22 protein-coding genes are annotated in these 21623 nt (G+C 33.1%); 11 read left to right on the forward strand and 11 right to left on the reverse strand.

Going from position 1 to position 21623, the window contains the following annotated elements; all coding sequences use genetic code 11:
• Positions 1 to 2: 2 nt before the first annotated feature.
• From HB672_RS05085 to HB672_RS05095, 3 genes are all read right to left on the reverse strand, one after another.
• Positions 3 to 1031, reverse strand: a complete 1029-nt coding sequence (locus tag HB672_RS05085; protein WP_167608760.1) for a rod shape-determining protein — start codon at positions 1029 to 1031, stop codon at positions 3 to 5.
• 124 nt (positions 1032 to 1155) lie between these two features.
• Entirely contained in the window at positions 1156 to 2688 is a 1533-nt protein-coding gene (purH, locus tag HB672_RS05090) for a bifunctional phosphoribosylaminoimidazolecarboxamide formyltransferase/IMP cyclohydrolase (protein WP_167608763.1), read from the reverse strand.
• A 307-nt stretch (positions 2689 to 2995) separates the two neighbouring features.
• Complete coding sequence (locus tag HB672_RS05095) at positions 2996 to 3454, reverse strand: GAF domain-containing protein (protein ID WP_167608766.1); 459 nt, start codon at positions 3452 to 3454, stop codon at positions 2996 to 2998.
• Between the two features lie 40 nt (positions 3455 to 3494).
• Between HB672_RS05095 and xrtF the strand changes: the two genes are divergently transcribed.
• From xrtF to HB672_RS05135, 8 genes are all read left to right on the forward strand, one after another.
• A complete protein-coding gene (gene xrtF / locus HB672_RS05100; RefSeq protein ID WP_167608768.1) occupies positions 3495 to 4046 on the forward strand; it encodes an exosortase family protein XrtF in 552 nt (183 codons plus the stop codon).
• On the forward strand, positions 4039 to 4467 hold the full coding sequence (locus HB672_RS05105) for an exosortase F system-associated protein (RefSeq protein WP_167608771.1): 429 nt from the start codon (positions 4039 to 4041) through the stop codon (positions 4465 to 4467). The genes xrtF and HB672_RS05105 overlap by 8 nt, the downstream gene beginning before the upstream one ends.
• A 59-nt stretch (positions 4468 to 4526) precedes the next feature.
• Positions 4527 to 4934 carry a hypothetical protein gene (locus HB672_RS05110; protein WP_167608774.1) on the forward strand — a complete coding sequence of 136 codons (408 nt, stop codon included), beginning with the start codon at positions 4527 to 4529 and terminating at the stop codon, positions 4932 to 4934.
• 100 nt (positions 4935 to 5034) lie between these two features.
• Complete coding sequence (locus HB672_RS05115) at positions 5035 to 7269, forward strand: TonB-dependent receptor (RefSeq protein ID WP_244306575.1); 2235 nt, start codon at positions 5035 to 5037, stop codon at positions 7267 to 7269.
• Between the two features lie 2 nt (positions 7270 to 7271).
• Positions 7272 to 7643, forward strand: coding sequence for a cation transporter (locus tag HB672_RS05120; RefSeq protein WP_167608777.1), 372 nt, complete (start codon positions 7272 to 7274; stop codon positions 7641 to 7643).
• A gap of 6 nt (positions 7644 to 7649) precedes the next feature.
• Positions 7650 to 7934, forward strand: coding sequence for a heavy metal-binding domain-containing protein (locus tag HB672_RS05125; protein ID WP_167608780.1), 285 nt, complete (start codon positions 7650 to 7652; stop codon positions 7932 to 7934).
• 110 nt (positions 7935 to 8044) lie between these two features.
• Positions 8045 to 9007: a hypothetical protein gene (locus tag HB672_RS05130; protein ID WP_167608783.1), complete on the forward strand. Its 963-nt coding sequence runs from the start codon at positions 8045 to 8047 to the stop codon at positions 9005 to 9007.
• A gap of 11 nt (positions 9008 to 9018) precedes the next feature.
• Positions 9019 to 10071, forward strand: coding sequence for a DUF3179 domain-containing protein (locus HB672_RS05135; RefSeq protein WP_167608786.1), 1053 nt, complete (start codon positions 9019 to 9021; stop codon positions 10069 to 10071).
• Positions 10072 to 10127: 56 nt separating this feature from the next.
• Here the strand turns inward: HB672_RS05135 and groL are convergent, their stop codons facing one another.
• The 8 genes from groL to miaB all read right to left on the reverse strand — a co-directional run bounded on the left by groL (position 10128) and on the right by miaB (position 16909).
• Positions 10128 to 11759 (reverse strand): chaperonin GroEL, encoded by a 1632-nt coding sequence (gene groL, locus HB672_RS05140; protein ID WP_167608789.1) that lies wholly within the window; start codon positions 11757 to 11759, stop codon positions 10128 to 10130.
• 18 nt (positions 11760 to 11777) lie between these two features.
• Positions 11778 to 12053 (reverse strand): co-chaperone GroES, encoded by a 276-nt coding sequence (gene groES / locus HB672_RS05145; RefSeq protein WP_167608792.1) that lies wholly within the window; start codon positions 12051 to 12053, stop codon positions 11778 to 11780.
• Positions 12054 to 12198: 145 nt separating this feature from the next.
• Positions 12199 to 12555 (reverse strand): preprotein translocase subunit SecG, encoded by a 357-nt coding sequence (gene secG / locus HB672_RS05150; RefSeq protein WP_167608795.1) that lies wholly within the window; start codon positions 12553 to 12555, stop codon positions 12199 to 12201.
• A gap of 2 nt (positions 12556 to 12557) precedes the next feature.
• Entirely contained in the window at positions 12558 to 13460 is a 903-nt protein-coding gene (locus tag HB672_RS05155) for a hypothetical protein (protein ID WP_167608798.1), read from the reverse strand.
• A gap of 3 nt (positions 13461 to 13463) precedes the next feature.
• Positions 13464 to 13973 (reverse strand): LptE family protein, encoded by a 510-nt coding sequence (locus HB672_RS05160; RefSeq protein WP_167608801.1) that lies wholly within the window; start codon positions 13971 to 13973, stop codon positions 13464 to 13466.
• Positions 13974 to 14171: a hypothetical protein gene (locus HB672_RS05165; protein ID WP_167608805.1), complete on the reverse strand. Its 198-nt coding sequence runs from the start codon at positions 14169 to 14171 to the stop codon at positions 13974 to 13976.
• A gap of 35 nt (positions 14172 to 14206) precedes the next feature.
• Positions 14207 to 15457 (reverse strand): sigma-54 dependent transcriptional regulator, encoded by a 1251-nt coding sequence (locus tag HB672_RS05170; RefSeq protein WP_167608808.1) that lies wholly within the window; start codon positions 15455 to 15457, stop codon positions 14207 to 14209.
• A 3-nt stretch (positions 15458 to 15460) separates the two neighbouring features.
• Positions 15461 to 16909, reverse strand: coding sequence for a tRNA (N6-isopentenyl adenosine(37)-C2)-methylthiotransferase MiaB (gene miaB, locus HB672_RS05175; protein ID WP_167608811.1), 1449 nt, complete (start codon positions 16907 to 16909; stop codon positions 15461 to 15463).
• Positions 16910 to 17040: 131 nt separating this feature from the next.
• On the opposite strand from miaB, the gene HB672_RS05180 reads away from it, so the two are divergent.
• The 3 genes from HB672_RS05180 to HB672_RS05190 all read left to right on the forward strand — a co-directional run bounded on the left by HB672_RS05180 (position 17041) and on the right by HB672_RS05190 (position 21567).
• Entirely contained in the window at positions 17041 to 17790 is a 750-nt protein-coding gene (locus HB672_RS05180; RefSeq protein ID WP_167608814.1) for a hypothetical protein, read from the forward strand.
• Positions 17791 to 17910: 120 nt separating this feature from the next.
• Positions 17911 to 20397 (forward strand): type I DNA topoisomerase, encoded by a 2487-nt coding sequence (gene topA / locus HB672_RS05185; protein ID WP_167608817.1) that lies wholly within the window; start codon positions 17911 to 17913, stop codon positions 20395 to 20397.
• Between the two features lie 3 nt (positions 20398 to 20400).
• A complete protein-coding gene (locus tag HB672_RS05190) occupies positions 20401 to 21567 on the forward strand; it encodes a formimidoylglutamase (RefSeq protein ID WP_167608820.1) in 1167 nt (388 codons plus the stop codon).
• The last annotated feature ends 56 nt before the right edge of the window (positions 21568 to 21623 follow it).

Here is a 21623-nt window from a genome sequence, read left to right on the forward strand (position 1 = left end):
CTCTATTTAATCAATACGCTTTTAAACTTTGGAAGGTTTTTTAGTACAATTCCAGTTCCTCTTACAACTGCTCTTAAAGGGTCTTCGGCAATGTACACAGGTAAATCTGTTTTTAAGGATAAACGCTTATCTAAGCCTCTAAGCATCGATCCTCCACCTGCAAGGTAAATTCCAGTATTGTAAATGTCTGCTGCTAATTCTGGAGGCGTTTGCGATAATGTTTCCATAACCGAATCTTCAACACGCAAAATGGACTTGTCTAAAGCTTTAGCAATTTCTCTATAGGAAATATTAACCTGTTTTGGCTTTCCAGTTAGTAAATCACGCCCTTGCACACTCATTTCGTCTGGTGGTAACTCTAAATCTTCTGTTGCTGCACCAATCTGAATTTTTATTTTTTCAGCAGTTCTATCACCAACATATAAGTTATGTTGCGTTCGCATGTAATAAATAATATCATTTGTAAATACATCACCAGCAACTTTGACCGATTTGTCACAAACAATTCCACCAAGCGCAATCACTGCAATTTCGGTAGTACCACCACCTATATCAACAATCATGTTTCCTTTTGGTTGCATAATATCAACACCAATACCAATAGCTGCTGCCATTGGTTCGTGAATTAAATACACTTCTTTACCATTAACACGCTCACACGATTCTTTTACAGCTCGCATTTCTACTTCGGTAATTCCAGAAGGAATACAAACCACCATACGTAATGCAGGAGCGAATAATTTCTTTTTCAAAGCAGGAATATTTTTAATAAACATGCTTATCATTTGCTCACTAGCATCAAAATCGGCAATTACACCATCTTTTAAGGGTCTAATCGTTTTAATGTTTTCGTGTGTTTTTCCTTGCATTAAGTTGGCTTCTTTACCAACTGCTATTATTTTTCCTGAAATTCGGTCTCTGGCTACTATCGATGGACTATCTACAACTACTTTATCGTTGTGAATAATAAGTGTGTTTGCTGTTCCTAAATCTATGGCTATTTCTTCGGTTAAGAAATCAAAAAATCCCATGTGCTATTGTAAATTATCTGAGGGTCGTTAATATTAAATTCTGATTGATTGTAAATGTAATAAAATATACGTTATTATTATGAAAATAGACTTCTAAAAAGCAGACTTTATTTTCTGCTGAAATTTAGTGTTTAAAATGTCTAGTTCCAGTCATTACCATTGTTAAATTATTCTCATTACAATAATCAATACTTAGTTGGTCTTTTATGGAACCTCCAGGTTGAATAACAGCAGTGATTCCTGCATTATCAGCAATTTCCACACAATCTGGAAAAGGAAAAAATGCATCACTTGCCATAACAGCACCTTTTAGATCGAAATTAAACGATTGTGCTTTATGAATGGCTTGATTTAAAGCATCAACACGACTTGTTTGTCCAGTACCACTTGCACATAACTGCTTATTTTTTGCAAGAACAATGGTGTTGGACTTTGTATGTTTGCATAATTTTGAAGCAAATAGTAAATCTTCAAGTTCAGCTTCAGAAGGTGAGTTATTTGTAGCAGTCGTCAGCATATCACGAGAATCTGTAATGTTATCTCTAAACTGAACTAAGGCACCATTTAAACAAGTTCTCACTGTGGTTTGAGGTAATTCAATATCTTTTTGAACTAAAAGAATTCTATTCTTTTTGCCTTTTAATATTTCTAAAGCTTCATTTGAAAAAGAAGGAGCAATTACCACTTCACAGAATAACTTATGAATCTCATTTGCAGTAGCAACATCAATTTCAGTATTGCTAATTAAAATTCCTCCAAAAGCAGAAACAGGGTCACCTGCCAAAGCATCAACATACGCTTGATGAATGGTGTTTCTTTGTGCCAAACCACAAGCATTGTTATGTTTTAAAATGGCAAATGTTGGTGCATCACCTTTAAATTCGTTCATTAAATTAACCGCTGCATCAACATCTAGCAGATTGTTATAGCTTAATTCTTTGCCGTGAAGTTTGTCGAACATCGCTTCAAAATCACCAAAGAAAAATCCTTTTTGATGCGGATTTTCACCATAACGCAACACTTGGCCTTTGGTCTCACTAAATTTTAATGATGCAATTTCGTGGTTTTTATTAAAATAATTAAAAATAGCAGTATCATAATGCGAAGACACATTAAACGATTTTGCTGCAAAATGCTTTCTGTTTTCTTCTGTAGTCACACCATTATTTTCAGAAATTAAATCTAAAAACTCTTGGTAATCATTAACAGATGATACACAAATCACATCTTTATAATTTTTAGCAGCAGCTCGAATTAATGAAATACCACCAATATCTATTTTTTCAATGATATCTTGGTTGCTTGCTCCAGAAGCTACAGTTTTTTCAAAAGGATATAAGTCAACAATCACACAATCAATTTGAGGGATTTCAAACTCCACTAATTCTGCAACATCTTGAGCATTGTCTTGACGATTTAAAATACCACCAAATATTTTTGGATGTAAGGTTTTAACACGCCCTCCAAGAATAGAAGGGTAAGACGTGATGTCTTCTGCAGGCACTACGTTAATTCCTAAATCATTAATGAATTTTTGTGTGCCACCAGTAGAGTATATAGTAACTCCTTGCTCGTTTAATTTATTTACAATTGGTGCTAAACCGTCTTTACTAAAAACGGAAATAAGTGCAGATTTAATGGTTTTGTTGTCGCTCATTTTAGTGTGTTGTGTTTCAAAAGGCAAAAGTAGCAATTAAAAGCAAAAAATGGAGACAAAGACCTCTTGAAAAGAAGATGATTTTTTAACTAAATAGGAAAGTTGTTAACAAAAAAAATAAGATAACATCATAAGTATAGATGCTAGAACTAAAATGCTCCCAGTAACCAGTAAAACTATATGAGATTGAAATATTCTTAGTATTTCCTTTTTTTGAGAATCAATATTTTTTTCATATTTCTGGCTCTTTTTATTTCCAATGAAAAAAAGAATCAGTCCGACAATTAAAAAAATAACATTTTCCATGTTATTTTAAAATACTTGAAACCTGCTTACAAATAAACTCCAAGAAACGTTCATCAGCTTCAGTAAAAGGGTCAGGAGTATTTGAGTCAATATCTATTTGTCCAATATTTTCACCATTAACAAAAATGGGTACTACAATTTCTGCTTTTACAGTAATACTGCATGCTATGTAGTTATCTTGTGCAGCAACGTCTGGTACTACAAAATTTTCATTGCTTACTGCTACTTGTCCGCAAATACCTTTTCCAAACGGAATAATAGTATGGTCTGTTGGTTCACCTACATAAGGACCTAGTTTTAGCTCTTCTTTGTCACCATTTTTAAAATAAAAACCAACCCAATTATAGTAGTTAATATTAGATTCTAATAACTTACAGATGTTATACAACCGATTTTCTACAGTTTCATTGGTGTTTGAAACAATTTCGATTATTTTTGGTTCGAGAGCCTTTAGTTCCATATTGTAATTTTTTGTAAAAGTATTTAAAAATCAAATCAATTTGCAAGCACTTTTAGTAAAATATAAATCGGTTATAAAATTCATTCTAACATTTGTGTTGGTGTATGCTGTTTTATCGTTTGCTTATAAACTGTATTTAGATTATTCCGATGGCTCAAAATTTTACCCCGATTATGTCACAAATCTCACTGCTAAACAAAGTGAGTCACTTTTGGACTCGCTAGGTTATGAAGCTTCAATTGAAGCGCATCCAGATGAGCCATCTATGAAGTTAATTATAAATAACAAATACGTTGCAAGGGTTATTGAAGGCTGTAATTCCATTAGTATTATTATTTTATTTATCTCGTTTATCATTGCTTTTGCTGGAAGAATAAAACCAACTATTATTTATCTTTTAGCTGGAAGTGTATTGATTTATGCGGTTAACTTATTTAGAATAGTAATACTATCTATAGGTTTATTTCATTACCCTTGGCGACGTGATATTTTGCATAATATAATCTTCCCATTAATTATTTATGGTATGGTGTTTTTATTGTGGATGGTTTGGGTAAATCGTTTTGCTAAGTTAAAAAAACAAGATGCATAAGTGGTCAAAATACATATTCGTTTTTGTATTGATTCTTTTGTTGGCGTTGATACGATATTTTGAAGATTATTTGTTTTACGATCCGTATTTACAGTTTTTTGAAAACGATTATTTGTATATCGATTCACCAAGACGCGAAGCTTTAAAACTTACGCTTTTTACAACGTTAAGATATGTTTTAAATACTGTGATTTCCTTAGGCATTTTATATGTTGTTTTTAAGGATAAAAGTGTTGTAAAGTTTTCGGTTATTATTTATGGAATTGCATATTTATTTCTGTTAGCTGCGTTTCTATATTTTGTAATAAACCCAAAGCAAGAAGAGTATTACTTGTTTTTTAATATTCGTAGGTTTTTAATTCAGCCTTTAATTTTGGTAGTGCTATTGCCAGCCTTTTACTACAATAAAATAAGACGTTAATGTTTGTAAAAAAGCAAAGCTTATTTTTAGTTTTTATATCTTTGCTGACATCTATGATAATGATAAAGCAAATATTTCATAAAATTTTTTCACTAAGTCTCGCTCTTATTGTGTTGTGCTCTACAGTGTCTTTTAAAGTTGAAAAGCATTTTTGTGGTGATGCTCTAATAGATGTAGCTGTTTTTACTGGAGCAGAAGATTGTAGTGGCATTAACACAAATAATACTGATTACACAAAAAAAAGCTGTTGTAAAAATGAAATATCTGTTATTGAAGGTCAAAGTGAATTACTTGTAAAGGTTTTTGATGATTTAGATTTAGAACAACAAATTTTTGTTGCCTCTTTTACGCATTCATACAGTAATCTTTTTAAAGGATTACCTCAATTAGTAATACCTCATAAAGATTATTCTCCTCCAAACTTGGTCACTGATAGGCAAATCATGGATCAAGTATTTTTAATCTGATATTTTTTTAATAGTATTTTGCTATAACTTCTAGCAATATTTAGTGCATTGATTTCAATGCGAAATTCTCAAATCATAAACTATTAGAAAAAAATATACTTTGAAACGTATTATATACATACTGCTTTTAATGCCAATCTTTATGTTTTCACAAGAAGAACTTAAAGGAATAATTTTTGAAGCAAACGAAAAAAACGAGCAAATACCTTTGCCAGGAGCAAATGTGTATTGGCTTAATAGTACAGTTGGCGATGTTACTGATATTGATGGAAAATTTAGTGTTCCTTATAAAAAGGAATACAAAAAACTAGTCATAAGTTATGTTGGTTTTACAACCGATACTATAACGATTACCAGTAATAAAATGGTGGAACATTGGCTGAACCCATCGTCAAACTTAGATGAAGTTACTATTAGAGGTAGAAACAAAGCTATGGCAACATCATATTTTGCGTCGCAAAATGTGATTAATGTGAGTAGTGAAGAGCTGTTGAAAGCTGCTTGCTGTAATCTATCGGAAAGTTTTGAAACCAACCCTTCCATAGACGTCAATTTTGCCGATGCGGTATCTGGAACACGGCAAATAAAAATGCTTGGTTTAACAAGTCCTTATATATTAATTACAACCGAAAATGTGCCGTCTATAAGAGGTGCGTCCCAAGCCTATGGTTTAAGTTTTATTCCTGGAACTTGGGTAGAGAGTATTCAAATCACAAAAGGTGCAGGAAGTGCTGTTAATGGTTTCGAAAGCATTGCAGGACAAATAAATGCAGAATTAAAAAAACCTTTAACAGACGATAAACTTTTTGTTAACCTATTTGCTGCAGGAAGCGAGCGTGTAGAACTTAATACGCACTTAAACACGAAAGTCAGTGAAAAATGGTCAACAGGATTATATCTTCATGGAAACACGCATAACAAAAAGCATGATGTAAACGATGACGGTTTTTTAGATATGCCTTTGTATCATCAAATTAATGTGATGAATCGTTGGCAGTATATTGATAATGAAAAAGGCTTTGTGAGTTTTTTAAATGTTCGATATCTAGACGATGAGAAGCAATCAGGACAGGTAAATTTTAACCCTAAAACAGATAAGTTGACCACTAATGCTTGGGGTAGTGAAATAGATACCAAACGTATTGATGTGTCTGGTAAGTTTGGCTATGTGAATCCAGAAATTCCATACCAAAAGCTAGGTGTGCAATTAGCTTATAGTAATCATGAGCAAGAGTCATACTTCGGATTGAATGCATACAATATTAAACACAATAGTTTTTATGCAAATGTGGTGTATAATTCCATTATAAGCGATTCTAGGCATAAAGTAAAAACAGGAATTAGTTATGCTAGTGATGTTTATGATGAAGACGTAAACATGAATAACTTTGCAAGAAATGAAAACTCCGTTGGCGCATTTTTTGAATATGCTTATGATAATTTAGAAGCTTTAAATTTAACAGCTGGAGTACGAGTAGATCATAGTAATTTACTAGGTACATTTATAACACCTAGAATTCATCTAAGATATACGCCTTGGGAAAAATCGGCGTTTAGAGCTTCTATTGGAAGAGGGAAGCGAAGTGCTAATATTTTTGCTGAAAACCAAAAAATGTTTGCAACCTCTAGAGTTATAAATCTTGTTGATACTGATGGTGATATTTACGGATTAGATCCGGAAGTTGCATGGAATTTTGGCGTGTCTTACCTACAAGGGTTTAATCTTTTTGGACAAAAAGCAGATATAACGTTTGATTTTTATAGAACAGATTTTAAAAACCAAGTAGTAGTAGATTATGAAAACTCACAGGAGGTTAGTTTTTATAACTTAGAAGGTGATAGTTATGCCAATAGTTTTCAAACAGAATTTAATTACAATATATCAGAAGGTTTAGATGTAAGATTGGCGTATAAATTTTATGATGTGAAAACCCAATATAATTCAGGGAAATTCGAAAAACCATTAACGCCAAAGCATCGGTTATTTGCAAATGTCTCTTATATGACTAAAGTAAAAAACAATTCTAGATGGAAGTTTGACGCAACATTTAATAGGTTAAGTAAGCAACGTTTTTCATCAACACAAAATAATCCAATTCAGTATCAACTTCCTGATTATTCAAATAGTTTAGAAACACTTAATGCACAAGTCACTAAAGTGTTTTCTAATAAATTTGAAGTATATTTAGGAGGTGAAAACATCACAAATGTAAAACAAAATAACCCAGTAGTTGCTGCTGATAATCCATTTAGTAGTAGTTTTGATACTACATTTGTTTATGGTCCAATTTTTGGAAGTAACTATTATGCAGGTTTAAGATTAAAAATAAATTAAAAATGAAAAAAGTATTAGTATTAACAATTATGTTACTTGGAGTAACATCATTTGCACAAAACAAAAATGCAAAGGCATCACTTGAAGTGGATGGAGTTTGCTTAATGTGTAAAGAGCGAATAGAAAAAGCCAGTGTAAAAACTAAGGGTGTGAAATCGGCAGTTTGGGATGTAAAAACTCACGAACTTAAATTAATTTTCGACGAGCGTAAAACAAATTTAGATGCTATTAGAAAAAATATTGTAGCTGTAGGTCATGATACTAAAGAACTTAAAGCTACAGACGAAGCTTATAACAGTGTTCATCCTTGTTGTAAATACCGCGATGAAGACGTAAAAAAAGATCACGAAAACGAAACAAAAACCAAAAATTAAATAACAATGAAAAAAACACTATTAATTTTAGCATTAATGCTAAGTGCAAGTACAGTTTTAGTATCTTGTAAAGGAGAAAAAAAAGAACAAAGCGAAGAAACTGAAATGCAAGAAAGCAATGCAGCAAGTGACGCTGATATGGCTATGAACGACATTTACCAATGCCCAATGGATTGTGAAGAAGGTAAAACATATGATGAAGAAGGAAATTGTCCTGTTTGCAAAATGGCTTTAAAGAAAGTTGAGGGTGATAAGGATGAAAATCACTCTGAAGATAATGATAAAGATTAATTTAATTTACAAATGAATGAAAAAGCACTTAGTAAAAACTAAGTGCTTTTTTTATGATTAAAAAGTAAGGAATTGAATTATTATGCGACTTTTTAGGAATAAACCACCAAATGAATTCAAAACTAATATTAATTTGTTTAGTATTAATATCTTCTTTCAGCTATGCGCAAACATGTTGTTCAGGTGGAATTCCATTATCAAATAATATAGGATTGCCAACACTGAGTAAAGGGAGTTTGCAAATTGGCATTAATTACGATTATAATAATCTTAATACTTTAAATTTTGGTAAGGAAAAACTTGATGATGATTCTAGGTTGAGAGTGACACATTCAGCATTACTAAATGTTAATTATTCTGTTTTCAATAATGTATCTATAGAAGGCTTGTTTACCTATGTTAACCAACGAAGAACAATCACACAATTTGGCAACGAAAACTTAGATCAAACTTCAGGGATAGGAGATGCTGTATTGCTTGCAATGTATAGATATCAGCCAAAGAAAATTAAAAATTTAGAGTTTAATATTGGTGTTGGGACAAAAATTCCTCTTGGATCTACTACCGAAAAAAGTGATGAAGGCATTGTTTTAAATGCCGACTTACAACCAGGAAGCAATACTTGGGATGTTATTTATTTAATGTCGATGGGGAAAAGCTTTGATTTTAGACCATCTTTTCAAATAGGCGGAAGGATTCTTTATCGAGCAACAGGAGTCAATAATTCATACTATGGAAACACTAGCTATAAATTTGGTAACGAATTTTTATCGTATCTAAGTTTTTCAGATGTCTTCGTTGCTCTTAAAACCTTAATTTCACCCAGTTTGTCTTTAAAGTATAGAAACGCAGTTAAAGATGAATTAGATGTGTTTTCGTTAGATAACACTGGAGGGAAGTTTGTGTCAATAATTCCGAATCTTGCAATAGATATAACACCTAGCATTACTTTTTCAACAAGGGCTGAATTACCAATTGTTAGTAATGTTGATGGGACTCAATTAGCACCAACATATAGAATAACTACTGGTCTAATTTTTAAATTTGAGGCGAGACAAACATTGTTTAATTAACTAGAATAACTATGAAAAAAGTAAGCTTATTAATATTAATTTTTACAATTGTTTATTCTTGTGATAAAGCAAGTATATCTAATCAAGGAGAAGGTATATCTTTAGAAGGTCAGGAGGAATGGTTAATCTCTCGACGAGAAATTAAAGATGGAGGTTCTGGAAAAGATGGAATTCCGTCTATTGATAACCCAATATTCATAAGCGATCCTGTAGGCCTTGAAGATGATGATTTGGTGGTAGGGATTTATTTTGAAGGAGAAGCTAAAGCTTATCCTCATTACATACTAGATTGGCATGAAGTAGTTAATGATGTGGTCGGAAACGACCCAATTGCATTATCCTATTGTCCTCTAACAGGAACGGCATTTGCTTGGGGAAGAGCTTCTGAAAATCCAGAAGACACTTTTGGTGTTTCAGGTTTGTTATACAATTCTAATTTATTGATGTACGATAGAAAAACGGAAAGCTTGTGGTCACAATTAAAGTTGCAATGTGTAAATGGTGATTTGGTTGGTGAAAGACCAACCTTATTTAATGTTGTTGAGACAGATTGGAAAACATGGAAAAAACTATACCCTGAAACATTGGTGCTAAGTGAAGATACTGGGTTTTCAAGAAATTATGAGGTATATCCTTATGGGGACTATAAGACAAATGATAATTATTTCCTTTTTCTTCCAGCGCCTCATGACAGAAGGTTGCTAAATAAAAAAAGAGTATATGCTATTATTGATGAAGATAAATCTAAAGTCTATCAATTTGAAGATTTTATAGGAGGAAATGCGATAATAGATACATTTAATAATAAAAAATATCTTATAGTAGGAGATGAACATATTTTAAACTCATTTGAATTAAGCCAAGATAATGTAGGGCTTACTTTTGAATATGAATTGAGTGGTTCAGGAGGGTTTTTTAAAGACAGCTTAGGCACTGTAAGAAGTGCTTTTGGGGATGTTATTTCTGGAAACCTTGGAGCATACTTAGCTCCTGCAAATTCAGTTGTTAGCTATTGGTTTGCTATTGGAGCCTTTTATCCTGAACCAGAAATATATCAACCATAAAAAAACGCTCCAATAGTATTGAAGCGTTTATCTATATTAATTTACTAATGTGTCTCTTACATCATTCCTGGCATTCCGCCTCCCATTGGCGGCATTGTTGCAGGAGTATCTTCTTTAATATCAACTAAAGCGCACTCTGTAGTTAAAATCATTCCAGCAACCGAAGCTGCGTTTTCTAATGCGATACGAGTTACTTTTTTAGGATCAATAATTCCAGCTTTAAGCATATCGACATATGTTTCGGTTTTAGCGTCAAAACCAAAGTCTTTTTTACCTTCCATTACTTTAGCTACTACAACGCTACCTTCACCTCCTGCATTTTCAACAATGGTTCGTAAAGGTGCTTCAATTGCACGTGCTACAATTTGTATTCCAGTAACTTCATCTAGATTTTCGGTAGTAATTTTTTCTAATAATGATTTTGCTCTTACTAAAGCAACACCACCACCTGCAACAATGCCTTCTTCTACAGCTGCTCTTGTGGCGTGTAATGCATCGTCAACTCTATCTTTTTTCTCTTTCATTTCCACTTCGCTAGCAGCACCAACATACAATACAGCAACACCTCCAGCTAATTTAGCTAAACGTTCTTGAAGTTTTTCTTTGTCATAATCAGACGTAGTTGTTTCAATTTGAGCCTTAATTTGATTTACTCTAGCCTTTATATCGGTTGCTTTTCCTTCACCATTTACAATGGTCGTATTGTCTTTGTCAACTGTTACTGTTTCAGCAGTACCAAGCATACTCAAGTCAGCATTTTCTAATGAAAATCCTCTTTCTTCAGAAATTACAGTACCACCAGTTAAAATGGCGATATCTTCTAACATTGCTTTACGTCTGTCTCCAAATCCAGGCGCTTTTACAGCTGCAATTTTAAGTCCGCCTCTTAATTTGTTTACTACAAGAGTAGCTAAGGCTTGACCATCAACATCTTCGGCTATAATCAATAATGGACGACCAGATTGTGCTACTGGTTCTAGTATTGGAAGAATCTCTTGTAGGTTAGATATTTTTTTATCAAATAATAAAATGTATGGATTTTCCATATCTGCAATCATTTTATCAGCATCAGTCACAAAGTAAGGAGATAAATAACCTCTATCAAATTGCATTCCTTCAACAACATCTACATAAGTGTCTGTCCCTTTAGCTTCTTCAACAGTAATGACACCTTCTTTACCAACTTTTCCAAATGCAGTTGCAATTAAATCTCCAATAACATCGTCGTTATTTGCCGAAATAGAAGCCACTTGCTTTATTTTGTCTGATGAGTTTCCAACTTTCTTTGCTTGTTTTTCCAAGTCCTTAGAAATTGCCTCTACTGCTTTGTCAATACCACGTTTTAAATCCATTGGGTTTGCACCTGCAGCAACATTTTTCAAGCCTTCTTTTACAATAGCTTGTGCTAAAACAGTAGCCGTTGTTGTTCCGTCACCTGCTAAATCATTGGTTTTAGAAGCAACTTCTTTTACCATTTGAGCTCCCATGTTTTCAAGCTCATTTTCAAGCTCAACTTCTTTTGCAACAGTTACACCATCTTTTGTGACTTGAGGAGCACCAAAACTTTTGCTAATAATTACATTACGACCTTTTGGTCCTAAAGTTACTTTTACTGCATTTGCTAATGCATCAACGCCACGTTTTAGACCATCGCGTGCTTCTATATCAAATTTTATATCTTTTGCCATTTGTTCGTTTTTTAATATTTATACAATTGCCAGAATATCACTTTCTCGCATAATTAAATAGTCTTTACCATCTAGTTTTAACTCTGTACCAGCATATTTTCCATAAAGTACAGTGTCATGCTTTTTTACTGTCATTGGCTCATCCTTTGTGCCTTTGCCAACAGCTATAACTGTTCCTTTTTGTGGTTTTTCTTTTGCGTTATCTGGAATAATAATTCCTGAGGCTGTAGTAGTTTCTGCTTCTAATGGTTCTATTAGAACTCTATCTGCTAATGGTTTAATGTTTAAAGCCATTTTTTATGATTTTTTAAATTAATAATTAAAATTAACGCTAAAGCGTTGTTCTAAAATTGTGCCAATAAAATATGACTGACAAACTTTCAGAAACAAAAAATGCCAACTGTTTAAGTTGGCATTTTTTATTATATATAACAGCATACTAATTTGTTGTATCGTTGCCTGCTGGGTTAGCAGGAGTTTCAACAGGTGTCGTTGTAGTTGGAAGAGGCTGAGATGTTGTCGCATCTTGATCTAAAGCTTTAGACTCGGTAGTTGCACCTCCACCACTAATTGCTACATTCGAAAGTAAAATTAAAGCAATTAATAAAGTTGCTAAGGCCCAAGTACTTTTATCTAAAAAGTCTGAAGTCTTTTTTACACCACCTAATTGCTGAGTGCCACCTCCACCAAATGAAGATGATAATCCTCCACCTTTTGGGTTTTGTACCATTACTACTACTACTAATAGGAACGCTACTATAACGATAAGTATTAAAAATATTGAAAACGTGCTCATTACTATTTATTGTTTTGTTCTTGTATTTCTTTTATTGCTTGAATTTGGTCTGCAAAGAAACCACTTTTTTCTGGATATTTCAAACTTAAAATTTTATAAGATTGAATGGCCTTGTCGTAGTTTTTTTGCTCAACATAAATTCGTGCTAATGTTTCAGTCATTAAGGATTCAGGTTGTATCATTTGTGACTGAGCAATATTTTGAATTGGTGCGTCCTTTTTTATTGGCTGTATCTTTGGACTTGTAGCAATAAACTTGTCTATTAATTCAAACTTTTTGGTTTTGGTGTCTTCTTCAAGTTCAACCGTATTGTCTGCTTCATCTTGCTCTCTAATAATTGGTTTGAAACTTGTAATTTTTAACCATTCTCCAAAGGAATGTACCTCATGTTTGTCGAAGGTTAAGGGTTTGCCAACCTCTAGAATTTCTTCTGGTGTTTTCTCGATGTTTGGAACATCTACTTTAATCATCTCTTCTTGAGGAATTAACTCTTGTTTCTCTTCAAAGAGATCTGGGCGTATTGTTGGCTCAGTGTCCTTAATGTGTTGTTTTAAGGTTTCATCAATAACCATACTTTTATTAACCGATATATCTTCAATATCGTTGACTTCAATATCTTTTAAATGTGCAATATTCTTTTTTATATGCTCTGAAATTTCGTTCTGTTGAAATTCATCAGAGGTTATAAAATCGAATAAAATACTTCTATCTGTTGTGTAAGCTGCAGTTGTTTTTAGCTCTTGATTGTATTTAAAACTACCTTGGTCTTTTAGCCCTTTAAGGTAGATAGCTCTTGCTGATTGAAAGTATGGAAATTCATCAATAATAGCTCTAACATCACTTACTTGATCAGCAGGAATTTGCTGAGGTTGTTGTAATAAGTTTGTGAAATTAGTGGTGTTCATTTTTTACCAGTTTGATGATAATGATGCATTTACAACATCTTGTGTGATGCGTTCAAATATTTCAGCTATTGCGGTGTCTTTTTGGCTACCAACTAATTGTGCGCTTCCTGCATAATCAAAATAAAATGAGAAACGTTGGTCAAACTCAGCTTCAGGATCATTTTTATCATAAAAATGAACTTTTACAGCGATTGTTAAACGGTTTTGAGCAGCAGTATTGTTTGCAGTGGCTGTAGTAGGAGAGATGCGATACTCCACTATTTCTCCTTCGTAAACGAGGTCGCCATTAGATTTTACTAAATCTAGTTTTGTTTGGTTTAATATAATTTCTTCAAGAGCTATTTTAAAATCCCGCTCTAAACCTGGCTCTATTAACGGTGCATTATTTTGAAAATAATTGACTTGAAACGTCTTCGTGTTTTCGGAAATTGAAACCGAAGTAAAGGAGTATTTCCAACAGCTTTGTAGAGTTGTCAATAAAACTAATAGAAATGAATATTTTAAATATTTCATTTAATACGTGTTAGGTCGTTTCATAGTAATAAACGCATAAATATAGCCAGCATTATCTGCAATATCAAAATCTACACTTATTAATCGGTATCCTTGATAATGCTTTTCGTTTACTAAATCTTCTGCTTCCTGTTTGATTTTTTCAGAGCTATTACGTGCAAACGATTTACGGATCATAAATATTTCTACTGCCTTCATAATGTTTTATTAAATTTCAAATTCTAAAACAACAATTACAAATCAAACTGTTTTATTTTTCTATATAAAGTACGTTCACTTATACCAAGTTCAGCAGCTGCTAATTTACGCTTTCCGTTGTGACGTTCTAAAGATTTTTTTATTAATTCTAACTCTTTGTCATGAAGCGACAAGGTTTCTTCTTCTTCGATCTCTTCGGCAAAGTGGTATTTATCTTGCGTATTTACTATTTCAACTGGCTGTGTACTTTCTTCTGGTAACGATAGGACTTCCAGCTCTTCTTTTTTAGTCTCATCATCTTCACCATAAATTTTTTGTATTAGCCCTTGATTATCTTTTTGAACATCTTGAGTGTTCCCTTTTTGCATGAGTTCCATGGTGAGTTTCTTCAAGTCATTCAAATCGCTTTTCATGTCGAACAATACTTTATAAAGTATTTCTCGTTCGTTACTAAAATCACTTTCTTTCTTAGCAGAGCTAATAACAGCAGGTAAATTTTGACCATTATCTGGTAAATAATGTCTTAAAATATCGGCAGATATTTCTCGTTTGTGTTCTAGAACAGAAATTTGTTCTGCAACATTTCGTAACTGTCTAATATTTCCACTCCAACGATATTTTAAAAGCATAGCGATAGCATCATCGCTAAGCTTAATTGTAGGCATTTTGTATTTAAGGGCAAAATCACTGGCAAACTTTCGGAATAATAAATGAATGTCTTCTTTGCGATCCCTTAAAGGCGGTAAATGAATATCAATTGTACTTAGTCTATAATACAAATCTTCTCTAAACTTTTCCTTTTTTATAGCATCAAACATATCCATATTTGTGGCTGCTACAATACGAACATTTGTTTTTTGAACTTTACTCGAACCTACTTTTATAAATTCTCCATTTTCCAAAACACGTAATAAACGTACTTGAGTTGTTAGTGGTAATTCGCCAACTTCATCTAAGAAAATAGTACCTCCATCTGCTACTTCAAAATAACCTGAACGTGTTTGTGTAGCACCTGTAAAAGCACCTTTTTCGTGACCGAATAGTTCACTATCAATAGTTCCTTCTGGAATAGCGCCACAGTTTACTGCTATGTATTTCCCATGCTTTCTATGTGAAAGCTGATGTATTATTTTTGGAATACTTTCTTTACCAACCCCAGATTCTCCGGTAACTAACACCGAAATATCTGTTGGTGCAACTTGTATTGCTTTTTCTATGGCACGATTTAAAACAGCATCGTTGCCAATGATTCCAAAACGTTGTTTTATAGCTTGAACTGATTCCATAATTTAATTATTTTCTGAATAACCTTCTGCTTCGCCAATAAGGGTGGCAGTAGTGCAATCATTCACTCTTACATTTACAAAATCACCAACCTTATAGTGTTCTTTTGGGAATACAGCAACTGAGTTATGTTCGGTTCTACCTGACCAATGCTCAGAAGATTTTTTTGATTCTTTTTCGATTAGTACCTCAACTGTTTTGTTGAGATATTCTTCAGTTCGTATTCTACTATGTTCTTGTTGTAAAGCGACCACTTCGGCTAATCTTCTTTTTTTAATTGGTTCAGGAATATCATCTTTTAGCTTTCTTGCAGCCATGGTTCCTGGACGCTCAGAATAAGCAAACATATAACCAAACGAATACTTTACATGCTCCATTAAACTCAAGGTGTCTTGATGGTCTTCTTCAGTTTCTGTAGGGAAACCTGTAATTAAATCATGAGACACAGTACAGTCAGGTAAAATTTCTTTTATATCATCAATCAATTTAATGTACTCTTCACGTGTATGTTGACGATTCATTTCTTTTAATATTCTGTTACTTCCACTTTGTACAGGAAGATGAATATAGTTGCAAATATTTCTATGTTTAGCCATAGATCTTACAACGTCCAAAGTCATATCTTGAGGATTAGAAGTTGAAAAACGAATACGCATTTTTGGTTGTGCTTCGGCGCATAGTTCTAACAAGTTGGCGAAATTTACTGCTGTCGCTTTTTGTATATCACTAGCTTTGTCAAAGTCTTTTTTTAAGCCTCCACCATACCATAAGTAACTATCTACATTTTGACCTAGTAAGGTAATTTCTTTAAAACCTTTTGATGCTAAATCGTTCACTTCTTCAATAATACTTTGCGGATTCCTACTTCGCTCACGACCTCTCGTAAAAGGCACAACGCAGAAAGTACACATATTGTCACAACCACGAGTAATGGATACAAATGCTGTAACACCATTGCTTTGCAATCTCACAGGCGAAATATCGCCATAAGTTTCATCTTTAGATAAAATAACGTTGACTGCATTTCTGCCTTCTTCAACTTCGGCAATTAAGTTTGGTAAATCTTTATAAGCATCTGGACCAACAACTAAGTCTACTATTTTCTCTTCTTCTAAAAATTTGCTTTTTAAGCGCTCTGCCATACAGCCTAAAACACCAACTTTCATTTTCGGATTATGACTACGTTTTACAGCATTGTATTTTTCTAAACGTTTTCTAATGGTTTGTTCGGCCTTATCTCTAATGGAGCAAGTGTTTACTAAAACCAAATCAGCTTCTTCTAGTTTTTGTGTTGTGTTAAAGCCATCATTAGCTAAGATTGAAGCTACGATTTCGCTATCGCTAAAATTCATAGCACAACCGTAACTTTCTATAAAAAGTTTTCTATTATTATCTTTATGTTGGTCTAAAACTAAGGATTCACCCTGTTTTTTCTCGTCTATAATCTTTTCCATATTGTACTTAAAACCTGTAATAGTCAATAAGCATGCAAAGATACAATTAATTTAGGTTTTATGACAAAGTGGCAGAGTGTTAAATTTAATTAAATTATTTACATTTGAGAGCGAACCAAACTCAATTAATTATGAACTACTCCGAAATACAATCGAAAATACAGAACGCTCAACATTTAGATTTTGGAAAAACCCTCGACCTTACAATTAACATGTTCAAGGAGATTTGGTTGAAAGGTTTTTTAATGGTTTTAGTGCTTGTTGCATTTGCTGTTGGTATTTCAATGTTCTTTAGCTTTATTGGCCTAGGTCCAGAGCCTTTTGAAGTCGATTACAATGGAAATTTTAATTTCTTTGAAAACTACACCAGTAATGCTTTTTACTCATTACCACAAACTATATTGATTTCTTTCTTGACAATCGGACTGTTAGCTGGATTTTATAGAATTTGCAAACAAACGGATTTGAATAATTTGCAAAAAGATGATTTATTCTATTATTACAAAGGTCAGTTTATAGGTAAAATTTTTACGCTAGGAATAGTTTACTCTTTAATTGCCGTAATTGCTCAATGGTTATTTATTATACCATATATATATGCTTTTGTGCCTCTGTCATTTTTTGCTGTGGTTTTTTCTAATAATCCTGAATTAACCGAAACAGAAATCGTAAAGATTAGTTTTAGTTTAGGAACAAAAAAATGGTTGCTAACTTTTGGGTTGCTATTCATTACTGGTATTTTAGGAATGCTGGGTATTATTGCTTGCGGAATAGGGTTGCTGTTTACAATGACCATAGTTTATTTACCTGTTTATTTTGTGTATCGTGATGTTGTAGGATTTGAAGATGATAGCGAAATAATGAAAATTGGAACTGAATAAAATAACTAATTATAATCTTTTAAAAACCTGTATTTCACAGGTTTTTTTTATACCCAAAAGCAAACTAAAATTTGCAAATAAAAAAAATCGTCTACATTTGTACCTCTAAAAAAACGAATAATGGCGAAGAATTTAGTGATTGTAGAGTCACCTGCTAAAGCAAAAACAATTGAAAAATTTCTAGGAAAAGATTTTAAAGTAGAGTCCAGCTTTGGGCATATTGCAGATTTACCTTCCAAAGAATTAGGTGTTGATGTTGATGGTGATTTTAAACCTAAATATAAAGTTTCCACCGATAAAAAAGCGGTTGTTAAAAAACTAAAAGAGCTTGCGAAAAAAGCCGATATGGTTTGGTTAGCAAGTGATGAAGATAGAGAAGGAGAGGCTATTGCTTGGCATCTTGCTGAAAACTTAGGATTAGACAAAGACAAGATAAAACGTATAGTTTTTCACGAAATTACTAAGGCCGCTATTCAAAAAGCTATTGAAAATCCAAGAACTATAGATTACAACTTAGTAGATGCACAACAAGCACGTCGTGTATTAGATAGAATTGTTGGTTACGAATTATCACCAGTACTTTGGAGAAAAGTAAAAGGAGGCTTGTCTGCTGGACGTGTACAATCAGTTTCTGTAAGGTTAATTGTAGAACGTGAAAGAGAAATTCAAGCGTTTAATCCAGAAGCATCTTATAGAATTGACGCCGAATTTTCTAATGAAGAAGGTCAAACATTCAAAGCAAAGCTACCAAAGAATTTTTCAACCAAAGCTGAAGCTCAAAAGTTTTTAGAGGATAATATCAATGCCAATTTTAAAGTTGCAGATTTAGAGAAAAAGCCTGCAAAAAAATCGCCTGCTGCTCCATTTACAACATCGACGTTGCAACAAGAGGCTGCTAGAAAATTAGGTTATTCGGTAAGTAGAACCATGACTAATGCACAACGTTTGTATGAAGCAGGTTTAATTACTTATATGAGAACCGATAGTGTAAATTTATCTGATGAAGCTAGAAAAGGAGCACAAGCTGAAATTGAAGATGCATTTGGTGCAAAGTATAGCAAATCAAGAAACTATAAAGGAAAGTCCAAAGGTGCTCAGGAAGCACATGAGGCTATTCGTCCTACTAATTTCGCACAACATACAGCAAGTGTAGAAAGAGACCAAGCACGCTTGTACGACCTTATTTGGAAAAGAGCAATAGCTTCTCAAATGAGCGATGCACAATTAGAAAGAACCAATGTGAAAATCTCAGCATCTACCCACAGTACTTTGTTTTCTGCAAATGGTGAAATGATAAAGTTTGATGGATTTTTAAAAGTATATCTTGAAGGTACCGATGATGAGGATACAGAACAAGAAGGAATGCTGCCAACACTAAAAGTCAATGAAAATCTTTTAAATAGATACATTACAGCTACTGAACGTTATACACGTCCTCCTGCAAGATATACTGAAGCATCGTTGGTTAAAAAGTTAGAAGAACTAGGTATTGGTCGTCCATCTACGTATGCACCAACTATTTCAACGATTCAAAATAGAAAATATGTTGAAAAAGGTACTGTTGAAGGGGAACCTAGAAACTATGTACAACTTGTTTTAGAAAGTAATAATGTTTCAGAAAAACAATTGACCGAAAAAGTAGGTTCAGATAAAGGGAAACTTGTTCCTACTGATATTGGAATGATTGTTACCGATTTTCTAGTGAATCATTTCGAGTCTATTTTAGATTATAACTTTACTGCTAAAGTCGAAAATCAGTTTGATGATATTGCAGATGGTAAAGAAGATTGGACTGAGATGATGAAAGACTTTTATAAAGAATTTCATCCACAAGTTGAAGATGTTCAAGCAAATGCCGAAAGAGAATCTGGCGAACGTGTTTTAGGAACTGACCCAGAAACAGGTCGTCAAGTAAGTGTGAGATTAGGGAAATTTGGACCTATGGTACAAATAGGAACTGTTGACGACGAAGACAAACCGCTATTTGCTAGCTTGTCTCCAGATCAGCAATTAACGACTATCACTTATGAGGAAGCTATAGATTTGTTCCAGCTTCCAAAAACTTTGGGAGAATATAAAGATGAAACCATAGAAGTTAATAATGGTCGCTTTGGGCCTTACGTAAAGTTTGGTAAAAAGTATGTGTCATTACCTAAAGGTGTCGACCCATTATCTGTAGAATTAGATGATGCTATTGAACTGATAAAAGAAAAAGAAAAAGCTGATGCACCTATATATATGTATCAAGATTTACCAGTTCAAAAAGGTAAAGGACGTTTTGGGCCATTTATTAAATGGAACAATATGTTTATTAACGTCAATAAAAAGTACGATTGGGACAATTTATCCGATAACGATATCATAACATTGATTGAAGAAAAAATACAGAAAGAAAAAGATAAATTAATCCACCATTGGGAAGCCGAAGGTATTAGAGTTGAGAAGGCACGTTGGGGACGACACAATATTATTAAGGGAAAACTCAAAATAGAATTGCCTAAAACGGTAGATGTTGCTAAATTTACACTTGAAGAGGTGCAAGACATTATAGAAAAGAATGCACCAAAGAAAAAAACAAGAAAAAAAGCAATCACCAAAAAGAAATAGCACATGAACTTAAATTTTCTTTCTCCAGTTCAAGACTTAGTTTTAGCACACAACGAATTACTCTCAAATCAAGTCTTAGGAAGAAAATTAAAAATTCACTCAAAGCAACATGGTATGCCAGATTTAACCAATGTTAAAATGGCAATTGTTGGTGTGCTTGAAAATCGTAACGACATAAATTATATAGGAGAAGAATTTCAATTAAGCGAAATTAGAAAATCTTTGTACTCCTTATTCCCTGGAAACTGGCATTATACAGTAGCTGATATAGGCGATATTTTAAAGGGTGATACCGTTGCTGATACGTATTTTGCATTACAAGAAACCATTAAAACACTATTAGATAATAATGTTGTGCCTATTATAATAGGAGGAAGTCAAGATTTGACCTATGCAAATTATCGTGCTTATGATGATTATTTACCGATGGTTAATATTGTAAATGTAGATTGTAATTTTGATTTAGGAGATTCTGCTAAACCCATTAAGAATAATTCGTTCTTAGGAAAAATCATTTTAGAGAAACCTTACAATTTATTCAACTATTCAACTTTAGGCTATCAAACCTATTTCAACGCTCAAGAAGAAATAGATTTAATGGAAAAACTTTATTTTGAAGCTTACCGACTAGGAGAAGTCTCAAATAATATAACTCTAGCCGAACCTGTACTTCGTGATGCTAATATTGTGAGTTTAGATTTAAAAAGTATACGTTCTGCCGAAGTAAGTACAAAACAAAAACATTCGCCAAACGGATTTGATGGTAAAGAAATTTGTGCCATTTCTAGATACGCAGGTATAAGTAATAAGGTGTCTTCTTTTGGTATATATGAATATAAAGCCTCTAAAGACGACGAAGCAACTTCTATGCTTATAGCTCAAATAATGTGGTATTTTATTGAAGGAGTAAACTGTAGAGTACAAGATGATGACTTTACTTTAGAAGACAAATACCAAAAATTCACGGTTTTAGTCGACGAACAGCAACTTATATTCTATAAAAGTAACCAAACTGGTCGTTGGTGGATTGAAATACCTTTTTTTCCAAACCTTAATAATAAATTAAAACGTCATGCGTTATTACCTTGCATGCATGATGATTACGTGGATGCTTGCAAAGGAAAAGTACCAGACAGATGGTACAAAGCATTCAAGAAAAACAGCGTTTAAACGTCGATCAAATACTCAAAATTCATCGATGAAATGCACTTTTTTTAGACAAAATG

This window comes from Gaetbulibacter sp. S0825 (assembly GCF_011777505.1).
Classification (GTDB): Bacteria; Bacteroidota; Bacteroidia; order Flavobacteriales; family Flavobacteriaceae; genus Pontimicrobium.

Bases quoted from the DNA above. Each gene is read 5' to 3' on its own strand.
- groES (WP_167608792.1), bottom strand. From the start codon at position 12,053: ATGGCTTTAAACATTAAACCATTAGCAGATAGAGTTCTAATAGAACCA.
- HB672_RS05125 (WP_167608780.1), top strand. From the start codon at position 7,650: ATGAAAAAAACACTATTAATTTTAGCATTAATGCTAAGTGCAAGTACA.
- HB672_RS05170 (WP_167608808.1), bottom strand. From the start codon at position 15,457: ATGGAATCAGTTCAAGCTATAAAACAACGTTTTGGAATCATTGGCAAC.
- HB672_RS05120 (WP_167608777.1), top strand. From the start codon at position 7,272: ATGAAAAAAGTATTAGTATTAACAATTATGTTACTTGGAGTAACATCA.
- topA (WP_167608817.1), top strand. From the start codon at position 17,911: ATGGCGAAGAATTTAGTGATTGTAGAGTCACCTGCTAAAGCAAAAACA.
- HB672_RS05095 (WP_167608766.1), bottom strand. From the start codon at position 3,454: ATGGAACTAAAGGCTCTCGAACCAAAAATAATCGAAATTGTTTCAAAC.
- miaB (WP_167608811.1), bottom strand. From the start codon at position 16,909: ATGGAAAAGATTATAGACGAGAAAAAACAGGGTGAATCCTTAGTTTTA.
- HB672_RS05135 (WP_167608786.1), top strand. From the start codon at position 9,019: ATGAAAAAAGTAAGCTTATTAATATTAATTTTTACAATTGTTTATTCT.
- HB672_RS05180 (WP_167608814.1), top strand. From the start codon at position 17,041: ATGAACTACTCCGAAATACAATCGAAAATACAGAACGCTCAACATTTA.
- secG (WP_167608795.1), bottom strand. From the start codon at position 12,555: ATGAGCACGTTTTCAATATTTTTAATACTTATCGTTATAGTAGCGTTC.
- HB672_RS05190 (WP_167608820.1), top strand. From the start codon at position 20,401: ATGAACTTAAATTTTCTTTCTCCAGTTCAAGACTTAGTTTTAGCACAC.
- HB672_RS05085 (WP_167608760.1), bottom strand. From the start codon at position 1,031: ATGGGATTTTTTGATTTCTTAACCGAAGAAATAGCCATAGATTTAGGA.
- HB672_RS05130 (WP_167608783.1), top strand. From the start codon at position 8,045: ATGAATTCAAAACTAATATTAATTTGTTTAGTATTAATATCTTCTTTC.
- purH (WP_167608763.1), bottom strand. From the start codon at position 2,688: ATGAGCGACAACAAAACCATTAAATCTGCACTTATTTCCGTTTTTAGT.
- HB672_RS05160 (WP_167608801.1), bottom strand. From the start codon at position 13,973: ATGAAATATTTAAAATATTCATTTCTATTAGTTTTATTGACAACTCTA.
- HB672_RS05105 (WP_167608771.1), top strand. From the start codon at position 4,039: ATGCATAAGTGGTCAAAATACATATTCGTTTTTGTATTGATTCTTTTG.
- HB672_RS05110 (WP_167608774.1), top strand. From the start codon at position 4,527: ATGATAAAGCAAATATTTCATAAAATTTTTTCACTAAGTCTCGCTCTT.
- HB672_RS05155 (WP_167608798.1), bottom strand. From the start codon at position 13,460: ATGAACACCACTAATTTCACAAACTTATTACAACAACCTCAGCAAATT.
- groL (WP_167608789.1), bottom strand. From the start codon at position 11,759: ATGGCAAAAGATATAAAATTTGATATAGAAGCACGCGATGGTCTAAAA.
- HB672_RS05165 (WP_167608805.1), bottom strand. From the start codon at position 14,171: ATGAAGGCAGTAGAAATATTTATGATCCGTAAATCGTTTGCACGTAAT.